This window comes from Nocardia sp. NPDC127606 (assembly GCF_042671725.1).
GTDB lineage: Bacteria > Actinomycetota > Actinomycetes > Mycobacteriales > Mycobacteriaceae > Nocardia.
Map to the genome: position 1 here is coordinate 986,455 of NZ_JBHXWQ010000002.1, position 8,831 is coordinate 995,285.

The window sequence follows — 8,831 nt, forward strand, 5'->3', positions numbered from 1 at the left end:
CGCCGACGGCTGTCTCACTCGAAGCGCTCAGCGAGCAGGTCGAGGGTTGCTAGGGCAACCCGGTAGTCCGGCCGTTTGCTGTCCGCGGGCAGCTCGTAGACCTGACCTTTCTGGAAGGCCGGGAGTATCGCGAGCGCCGGATCTGCCTTCAGCTGGGCGATATCGCGGCCTTTGTCGACCGAGATCACGAACAGCACCGGAGCGTCGACGACGGTGCTCAGTAGTTCGGGACTGAAGGTCACCCAGTCGGCTGCCGCGGGCCGGGGCGGGTTGCCTGCCTTCGCTTCGATCTTGTCGTCGATGGTGAATCCGACCTCGGCGAGCAGTGTGGCCAGCGGGGTGTTGGGGGCGAGCAGGATGGGCTTGCCGTCCGATTGGGACTGCATCACGGCCGTCGCGCCCTGCGGCAGCTTCACGCCGGACTTCACCTTCGCGACCTTGTCGTTGTAGGTGGTGATCATGCTGTCCACCTTGTCGGGGCGGTTCACGATGTCGGCCACCGACTTCAGCTGGTCCTGCCAGTTGACGGCGTCGGAGGGCACGAGCGCGGTGGGCGCGACGGCCGTGAGTTTGTCGTAGTTCTTGATCGACTGCATGCCCGGGTAGCCGGGTCCGCCGCCGATGATCAGGTCCGGCCGCTGGGCGGCGATGAACTCCAGGTTCAGGTCGTCACCGGAGGGCACCGCCGCGGTGCCCTGTTCCGCGGCATCCGCTGCCCAGGACGGGGGGAACTCGCCGGGCTTCAGCGTGATGCCCAGAATGCGCGGATCCGCGGCTTTCACCTTGGCATCCAGGTCGAAGAGGTAGCCGGTGAGTGCGCCGTTGAGGACCACGATGCGCTGCGGGTCGGCGGGCACGGTGACCAGGCCCTTGGCGGTTTCCACCTGGCGAGTGCCGGTGTCGGCGGCCTGGTCGGCAGTGGAGCTGCCGCAGCCCGCTGCCGTCGCGGCCACCGCGACGATCAGCAGTGCGACGGCGGCACGCATGCGCGCCGTCATTCGATGAACTGACATGAAAGGTGTTCCTTTTTCTTCTCTGGGGCAGGTTCAGGAGTGACTCGGCGGGCAAAAGGCCCTGCCGTTCAGCGGAACGGCAGGGCCCTGGTCGGTACCGATCAGGCGGTTCGGCGTTCGGTGGATTCGACCTTCGTGCTGCCGAGCTGACGGATCAGATCGTCGGTGCTGGTGACGGCACCGCAGCGGCGGGCGACATAGTTCAGCGCCATGATGTGTTCGTCGCGGCTGAAGTCGGCGGTGGCATCGTGGACGAGGAAGGGGCGCACGTCGCCCATGAACGCTTCCGCGGCACTGAGCATGCAGCCCATATGGGTGTAGACGCCGGTGATGAGGAGTTGATCGCGACCGTAGTAGCCGAGTAGCTCCCGCAGATCGGTGCGCTGGAAGGCGGAGTAGCGCCACTTGGTGACCTGGATGTCCTGTGGGTCGGGGGCGATGGCGTTGATCACCTCGGTATCGGCGCCCTCGGACATGCCGGTGCCCCAGAATTCGGCGAGTATCCCGCGCCGCGACGGATGCTGGTCGCCGGGCTGCATCGTGTAGATGACCGGGATGTCGAACCGGTGGCAGTGATCGCGCAGGGTGGCGATATTGGCGATGAGGGTGCGCGCGGGATCGCGGTAGAGGTCGTAGGCGTCGAGGAAGTACTGCTGCATGTCGTGGATCAGCAGGGCGCTACGGCCGGCATCGGCGGTCCAGTCGACCTGGTCGGCGGTGAACTCGTCCGCGGTCGGCATGGGGTAGGGCGCGATCGGGGGAATGGGCATGGGGGGAGTCTCCGTTGAGCGTTGGGTCGGCGGGGTCAGCCGACGGTGACGGGCAGGTCGGCGATACCGAGGGGCCCGAGGATGCGCTGGAATTTGCCGGTGGTCTCGGCCAATTCGGCGGTGGGGTCGGAGGCGGCGACGATCCCGCCGCCCGCGTGGGCGAGCAGGGTGGTGCCGTCGGCGGACAGTTCGGCGCAGCGGATGCTCACCATCCATTCCCCGTTGCCGTCGGCATCGCACCAGCCGACCGCGCCCGCGTAGAAGCCGCGTTCGCCCTCGAGTTCGGCGATCACGCGGGCGGCCGCCGCGGCGGGTGTGCCGCAGATCGCGGGGGTCGGGTGCAGTGCTACTGCCAACTCCAGTGCCGATGGTCCGGCGAGCGGGACTGTCGCGGTGATCGGCGTGCCCAGATGCCACATCGCGGGGGTGGCCGTGAGTTCTGGTGCGGGAGTGTGTACTTCGGCGCAGCGGTCGCGCAGCACGGCGGAGACCTGGTCGGTCACGAAGCGGTGCTCGGCTTGGTCTTTGGTGGAGGCGAGCAGCGCGTCGGCGGCGGTGCGGTCGGCGCCGCTGTCGTCGAGGATTCGCCGGGCCGAGCCTGCCAGCGGGTGGCTCAGGACCTGACTTCCGTTGCGGCGTACCAGGATCTCAGGGCTGGAGCCGACCAGATGACGGCCGGGATAACGTCCGCCCGCGGCGGAGAGGTCGACCAGGAACCCGTTGGACATCGGGTCCGAGGCGACCATCAGATCCAGGATATCCAGTGCTCGAACAGGTTTCGTCGTACGAGCGCGCACAGCGCGGGCCAGCACCACCTTGCGCAACGGGTGCGCGGGATCGCCGAGCAGCTCGACAGCGGTGGCGACGCGCTGGCGGTGTTCCTCCGGCGCGGGCAGCGCGGCATCGAGTTCGAAGCGGGGGAGCGCCCGCGAACCGGGTGGGTGCGGCGCCTCGGTGATCGTCACCGAGTCCGGCGCCCACAGCGCGGTGGGAGCGCCGGGGGTGAACGGTAGCGCGCCGACGATGTGGCTGATCCGGCCGCTGCGCAGCGCGGTGATCGCGTCGTGTGCCGAGCGGAAGACGGTCCCGCCCGCGGTGGCGGACACGGTCCGCTGCGGACGGGACAGCAGGAAAGCGGGGTCTGAGCTGTCGGTACTGATGGTGATCATTCCTCTCGGTCACATGTCGAGCGTTGCGCCACCGTCGACCCGCAGGTCGTGCATCGTGATGTGGCGGGCGTCCTCGGACGCCAGGAAGTGGACTGAGCCCGCGATGTCGGCGGGAGTGGCGATGCGGCGCAACGGAATTCCGAGGCGATAGACCCTCGGATCACCGTCGAGCAGCGCATTCTCGGCCGCGTCGTCGACGGTGCCGCCGAACATCTCACGCAGCATCGGAGTATCGGTGGAACCGGGGGAGACCAGGTTCACCCGCACGCCGAGCGGTGCGACTTGCAGAGCCAGCGACCGGGTGAACGCGGTGGCGGCGGCCTTGGCGGCGCCGTAGGCGGCCATCGCGACGCGTGGCGTGGCGGCCGCGTTCGAGGAGACGACCACGATCGCGCCGCGACCGGCGCGGACCATCTCGGCGGCCGCGCGCTGGGTGACCAGCATCGTGCCGGTGGCGTTGACGGTCAGGCAGCGTGCCCACTCTTGTCGGTCGAGTTCGAGTGCGGAGCCGCCGACCATGAGCCCTGCCGCGTGCACGACGACATCGGGTGTTCCGAATTCCGTGGTGAGGCGGTCGAAGGCGGCCTGTACTTCGGCGGGGTCGCTGACATCCAGTTCGACGCCATGCGCGGATCGTGCCGTCAGTTCGGCGGCGACCTTGTGGACGGCGGGGTCGCGGTCCCACAGCGAGAGAACTCCCGCTTCGCCGGCGAAACGGGCGGCGATCGCGGCGCCGATTCCCCCGGCGGCGCCGGTGACGACAACGATTCGCCCGCTGGACTCACCACTATGCATGAGGTTAGCCTAACCTGATTTCGTCGTCGGTTGGTTAGCTTCCCTTACAGCTTCCGGCGAGGAACTTCGAAGATCCGCTGGAAAGAGGTGCTCGACTTGACCGATCCCGTGCTCCCCGGATTCACTCCGTGGCCCGCTGAGCTGGCACAACGATATCGAGAGCAGAACTGTTGGACCGGTGAGACATTCGGCGATGTGCTCACCGCGCGCGCGGTCGCGGCGCCGGACCGGATCGCGGTCCTGGACGACGCGAACAGCTGGACCTACGCCGAACTCGAGCACCGTTCCCGCTCGCTCGCCACCGGTCTGGCCCGCCTCGGCATCGCGCCCGGTGACCGGGTGCTGGTGCAGCTCCCCAACCGCGCGGAATTCGTCGAGGTGATCTTCGCGCTGTTCAAGCTCGGCGCGCTGCCGGTGTTCTGTCTGCCCGCCCATCGCAAGGCCGAGCTGGTGCCGATCGCCCATGCCGCCGCGGCGAAGGCCATGATCACCTGCGGTACTTACCAGCGTTTCGACTACGCGGCGCTGGCCGCCGAGGTGCGCGGCGAGGTCGAGAGTCTGCGTCACCTGGTGCTGGTCGACTGTGAGTCGTTGCCCGAGGACGCGCACGGCATCGACGAATGCCGCGACACCCCTAGCGAATTGGCGGGTCCGTCGGCCGGTGCTGTGGCGTTCCTGCAACTGTCGGGTGGCAGTACCGGCATCCCGAAGCTCATTGCGCGAACCCACGACGACTACCTCTACAGCGTGCGTCGCAGCGCCGAGATCTGTGAACTCGACAGTGCCACTGTCTATCTCGCGACACTGCCGGTCGCGCACAACTTCCCGATGAGTTCGCCGGGCATCCTGGGCGCACTGTGGGCGGGTGGCGCGGTCGCGATGACGCCGGATCCGACTCCGGCGACGGCTTTCCCGCTGATCGAGCGGTTCGGCGTCACCATCACGGGCCTGGTGCCCCCGCTGGCACGGCTGTGGACCGAGCGCGCGGAGGCGGGCGCGACCCCCGACCTGTCCAGTCTGCGAGTACTCCAGGTCGGCGGGGCACGGTGCCAGGACGAGCTGGCCCGCCGGATCGGTCCCGCGCTCGGCGTGACCTTGCAGCAGGTGTTCGGGATGGCCGAGGGTCTGGTCTGCTACACCAGGCTCGACGACCCGATCGACGTGGTGGTGAGCACCCAGGGGCGGCCGATGTCGGAGTACGACCAGCTCGCCGTCGTCGACGACAACGGTGCCGAGGTGGCGCCGGGCGCGACCGGAAATCTGATCACGCAGGGCCCGTACACAATTCGCGGCTACTACAACAACCCCGACGCCGATGCCCGCAGCTTCACCGCCGATGGCTGGTACCGCACCGGCGACATCGTGTCCGTGCGCCCCGACGGCAATCTCGTGGTCGCGGGTCGCGCGGGCGACTGGGTGAACCGGGGCGGCGAGAAGGTATCGGCCGAAGAGCTCGAGGCGCACCTGCTCGAACATCCCGCGGTCCGCGACGCCGTCATCGTGGGAACACCGGATCCTGTCCTGGGGCAACGCATCTGCGCCTTCGTCCAGCCGATCGACCCCGCACAGCGACCCACGCTGATCTCGGTGCGCAAGTTCGTGCGCTCGCGCGGAGTGGCAGCGTGGAAGATGCCCGACACGGTGGTGGTCGTCGACGAATTCCCGGAAACCGGCGTCGGCAAGACCAGCCGCAAGGATCTGCGGCAGGCACTCGCCGACGGGGCGCACGGCAACTGACCGAGCCGGGGGCGGCATGGATTTCGAGCCGCCCCCGGCCCGCATCACGCGGTCAGGCCAGCAGTTCGATCCACGACCCGAGCACGGGATCACCGGCGAGCGTGGGGAAGTCGATATCTGCATGTCCGGCCGACCGCCATTTCTCCACGAGCGACATGATGCGAACCGAGTCGAGGCCCGCGTCCAGCAGATCGGTATCGGTGGCCAGTTCGGATCGGTCGACGCCGAGTGCTGTGGCCACGTCCGAGATGACTTGTTCGTCGGTCATCGCTCATTCCTCTCGATCGAAATCGGCGACGCCGCGCTTCCAGTACCCGGCGATCAGCGAGTCCTTGGGCCCGATGCCGAGTTCGCCGCGCACCACCTTGCGGATGCCACGCAGACACCCCGCCTCGCCGGCGACCCAGGCGTAAACCCGCTGCCCGGCAGGAACTTCCACCCCGCGGACCGCCTTCTCCAGCGCGTCTCCGGTGCCCGGCTCCAGGTCGCCGCGGTGCAGCCAGCGCACCTCGACACCTGCCGGCGCGTCGATCTCGATCTCTTCCTCGGGTCCGGTCACCTCGATGAAGGCCCAGCCCCGCGCGGTCCGCGACAGCCGTTCCAGCCAGCGCGCGATGGCGGGCAGCGCGGTGATGTCACCGACGAAGAGGAACCGGTCGTAGGACTTCGGGACGACGACGCCACCGGGAGGGCCCGCGATGTGGATCTTGGTGCCCGGGGTCGCCGCGCTCGCCCACTCCGAGGCCAAGCCGCCGGGGTGGATCGCGAAGTCGATATCGAGTTCGTTGTCGGCGATGCTGTGGCGGCGCACCGTGTACTCGCGCGACACCGGGCGCGGGTTGCCCCACTCGAGTGACTGACCGTCGCGCGCGGGCAGCCGCAGCACCCCGTCCTCGCACGGAAATACCAGGCGCACATGCTCATCCGGAACATAGCTGTGGAAGGACGCGATATCGGGCCCGCCGAAGGTGATCCTGAGCAGCCCGGCTCCGACCGCGACCGTGCGGATCACCTCCACTTCCTGCAATCCGATCGGATACGGGACCTTGGCGCCGTGCTCACTGGCGAGCACTTCGGCGATGCGCGCGGCATAGCCACTGCGATCTGTCACTGCTGTTCCTTTCCGTGCAGCGGCCCGGCGGCAAGCGCCACCACGCCGGTGAGAACCAGGACCGCGACGCCGTAGAACACGAGCGCGGAACCCGGTGCGAAGAATTGGCCGACGAAACCGGCGGCCATCGAACCGATCGCGGTGCCGGTCACCGACTGCACCATGAGAAGTCCGGCCATCCGGCCGCGCAGTTCCTCGGGCGCCTGCTGTTGCAGCAGGGTGTAGCGCAGCACGATGTTCACCGCCCTGGCCAGGCCGAATCCGGCCAGCCCGAGGAACACCAGCGCCGCGTGCGACCACAGTCCGGCGGCGATCACACCCAGTGGCATGAGGGCCAGCGAGATCAGCAGGGCGAGCCCGTTGTAGCGGGTGCGACTCATCCAGCCGCTGGTGAGCGAGCCGAGAACCGCACCGGCGCCCGGCGCGGCGTAGAGCAGGCCGAGGGTGCCGGGGCCCGCGCCGAGTTCGACCTCGGCGAAGGCCGGCAACAGCACCAGTGGGCCGCTGACGAGCATGGCGAGCAAGCCGGTGAGCAGGATGATGCGAATCGTCTTGTGCTGCATCGCGAATCGAATGCCGATCGCCAGTTCGCGCACCGGGTTCTGCAGGTCGCGGGCCGGTGGCGGCGCGGGCCCGATCGCGGTGATCAGCCCGACGGTGGCGACGGTGGCGCCCGCGCACAGGAAGAACGCGACCGACACGCCCGCCTGCGCGACGAGCACACCGGCGATCGCGGGCGTGATCATGGTCCCGAGGTCGGTGGTGAGCGCGGTCAAAGCGCCCGCCGCCGCGATCTTCTCGCGACCGACCAACATCGGGACCAGCGCCATCAACGCGGAGCCGCTGACGCCGCCCGCGAGTCCGTCGATGACGGCGGCCAGATAGATCACCGACAGCATCGGATCCGGCAACACCGCGTTGATACCGAGAATCAGAAACCCGAAACCCGCGGCGCTGCGCGACCATTGGATCACATTGCGCCGGTCGTAACGGTCGGCGATCACACCGCCCGCGAGGCTGCCGACGAACAATGCGGCCGCGGTGGTCGTCGCGATGCCGGCGACCTGCAGGGTCGAGCCGGTCAGTTGATAGACCTGCAACGGCAGGGCCACCATGAGCAGCCCGAGCCCCAGCACCGACACCAGCCGCGCCGCGAACGCGCACCGGAACGGACGCGAGGTCCGCAGCGGGCTGATGTCGATGAGCAGGCCGCCGACCGCTGTCACTTGAAGCGTTCCACGAGCAGATCGAGCGTGGTCATGACCGTGCGGTAGTCAGGACGTGAGCTGGTCGCGGGCAGCTCGAAGACGGTGTTCGCCTTGAACGAGGGCAGCGACGCGTACATCGGGTCGGCCCGCAGCTCGGCCACGCTGCGGCCGCCGTTGAGCGGGATCATGAACAGCACGGGCGCGTCGACCGCGGTGTTCAGCAACTCCGGGCTGAAGCTGATGAAGTCGGCGCTACCTTCGCGAGCGGGGTTGCCCGCCTTGCTCTCGAGCTGAAGGTCCAGCGTGAAGCCGACCTCCGACAGCAGCGTGGGCAGTGCGGCGGTGGGCACGAACGCGGTCGGCTTCTGGCTCTTGAGCGACTGCATGATGACGGTGTTGCCCGCGGGCGCCTTGATGGAGCTCTTGGCCTTGGCCAGCTTGTCCTTGTAGTTGGCGATCAGCTGGTCGACCTTGGACGGCTTGCCGACCACGTCGGCGATCACCCGCAGCTGGTCCTGCCAGTAGGTGGTCTCGGTCGGCACCAGCACGGTCGGGGCGATCGCGCTGAGCTGGTCGTAGGCGTTCACCGACTGCTGCGCCGGGTAGCCCTGGCCGCCGCCGATGATCAGGTCGGGGCGCTGGGCGGCGATGAACTCCAGGTTGATGTTCTCACCGGTGGGCAGGGCCTTGGTGCCCTGCTTCGCCGCGTCCTCGGCCCAGCCGGTCGGGAACTCGCCCGGCTTGCTGGCGACGCCGAGCAGCCGCGGGTCGGCGGCGACGACCGGCGCCTCGAGGTCGTAGAGGTAGCCCGCCAGGGTGCCGTTGAGCACGACGATGCGCTGCGGATCCGCGGGGACGGAGACCGGGCCCTTCGGAGTCTGGACCTCGCGGGGGCCGCTGGGTGCGGCGGTGTCGCCCGAAGAGGTGCTGCAGCCGGTGAGCGCGGCGATCAGCGCGAGAACCAGCAGGGCGAGGGTGGCGCGGAGCCTGCCCGATGATCGTGTGGTGAACATGGAAGGAGTTGTCCT

Annotated in this window: 9 protein-coding genes; 1 reads left to right on the forward strand and 8 read right to left on the reverse strand. The window is 68.6% G+C overall.

Annotation, left to right across the window (positions count from 1 at the left end; translation table 11 throughout):
- Positions 1-14: 14 nt before the first annotated feature.
- The 4 genes from ACFVJ5_RS15230 to ACFVJ5_RS15245 form a co-directional block, all read right to left on the reverse strand.
- The gene (locus tag ACFVJ5_RS15230; RefSeq protein WP_379220496.1) at positions 15-1,013 is read right to left on the reverse strand and encodes an ABC transporter substrate-binding protein; all 999 of its coding nucleotides are present in this window, start codon (positions 1,011-1,013) and stop codon (positions 15-17) included.
- 101 nt (positions 1,014-1,114) lie between these two features.
- Entirely contained in the window at positions 1,115-1,783 is a 669-nt protein-coding gene (locus ACFVJ5_RS15235; protein WP_379220497.1) for an isochorismatase family protein, read from the reverse strand.
- A 35-nt stretch (positions 1,784-1,818) separates the two neighbouring features.
- On the reverse strand, positions 1,819-2,952 hold the full coding sequence (locus ACFVJ5_RS15240) for an isochorismate synthase MenF (RefSeq protein ID WP_379220498.1): 1,134 nt from the start codon (positions 2,950-2,952) through the stop codon (positions 1,819-1,821).
- Between the two features lie 9 nt (positions 2,953-2,961).
- Positions 2,962-3,747 (reverse strand): SDR family oxidoreductase, encoded by a 786-nt coding sequence (locus tag ACFVJ5_RS15245; protein ID WP_379220499.1) that lies wholly within the window; start codon positions 3,745-3,747, stop codon positions 2,962-2,964.
- A gap of 87 nt (positions 3,748-3,834) precedes the next feature.
- Between ACFVJ5_RS15245 and ACFVJ5_RS15250 the strand changes: the two genes are divergently transcribed.
- Positions 3,835-5,484, forward strand: a complete 1,650-nt coding sequence (locus tag ACFVJ5_RS15250) for a (2,3-dihydroxybenzoyl)adenylate synthase (protein ID WP_379220500.1) — start codon at positions 3,835-3,837, stop codon at positions 5,482-5,484.
- Between the two features lie 52 nt (positions 5,485-5,536).
- Here the strand turns inward: ACFVJ5_RS15250 and ACFVJ5_RS15255 are convergent, their stop codons facing one another.
- From ACFVJ5_RS15255 to ACFVJ5_RS15270, 4 genes are read right to left on the reverse strand one after another with little or no spacing between them, the layout of a single operon-like run.
- A complete protein-coding gene (locus tag ACFVJ5_RS15255) occupies positions 5,537-5,752 on the reverse strand; it encodes a phosphopantetheine-binding protein (protein ID WP_379220501.1) in 216 nt (71 codons plus the stop codon).
- A 3-nt stretch (positions 5,753-5,755) separates the two neighbouring features.
- Positions 5,756-6,595: a siderophore-interacting protein gene (locus ACFVJ5_RS15260; RefSeq protein WP_379220502.1), complete on the reverse strand. Its 840-nt coding sequence runs from the start codon at positions 6,593-6,595 to the stop codon at positions 5,756-5,758.
- The gene (entS, locus tag ACFVJ5_RS15265) at positions 6,592-7,821 is read right to left on the reverse strand and encodes an enterobactin transporter EntS (RefSeq protein ID WP_379220503.1); all 1,230 of its coding nucleotides are present in this window, start codon (positions 7,819-7,821) and stop codon (positions 6,592-6,594) included. The genes ACFVJ5_RS15260 and entS overlap by 4 nt, the downstream gene beginning before the upstream one ends.
- The gene (locus tag ACFVJ5_RS15270; RefSeq protein WP_379220504.1) at positions 7,818-8,816 is read right to left on the reverse strand and encodes an ABC transporter substrate-binding protein; all 999 of its coding nucleotides are present in this window, start codon (positions 8,814-8,816) and stop codon (positions 7,818-7,820) included. The genes entS and ACFVJ5_RS15270 overlap by 4 nt, the downstream gene beginning before the upstream one ends.
- Positions 8,817-8,831 lie beyond the last annotated feature (15 nt).

What these genes read in the sequence shown, in the direction of transcription:
- ACFVJ5_RS15230 (WP_379220496.1), bottom strand. Translation starts at nt 1,013, where the DNA reads ATGTCAGTTCATCGAATGACGGCGCGCATGCGTGCCGCCGTCGCACTG.
- ACFVJ5_RS15235 (WP_379220497.1), bottom strand. Translation starts at nt 1,783, where the DNA reads ATGCCCATTCCCCCGATCGCGCCCTACCCCATGCCGACCGCGGACGAG.
- ACFVJ5_RS15240 (WP_379220498.1), bottom strand. Translation starts at nt 2,952, where the DNA reads ATGATCACCATCAGTACCGACAGCTCAGACCCCGCTTTCCTGCTGTCC.
- ACFVJ5_RS15245 (WP_379220499.1), bottom strand. Translation starts at nt 3,747, where the DNA reads ATGCATAGTGGTGAGTCCAGCGGGCGAATCGTTGTCGTCACCGGCGCC.
- ACFVJ5_RS15255 (WP_379220501.1), bottom strand. Translation starts at nt 5,752, where the DNA reads ATGACCGACGAACAAGTCATCTCGGACGTGGCCACAGCACTCGGCGTC.
- ACFVJ5_RS15270 (WP_379220504.1), bottom strand. Translation starts at nt 8,816, where the DNA reads ATGTTCACCACACGATCATCGGGCAGGCTCCGCGCCACCCTCGCCCTG.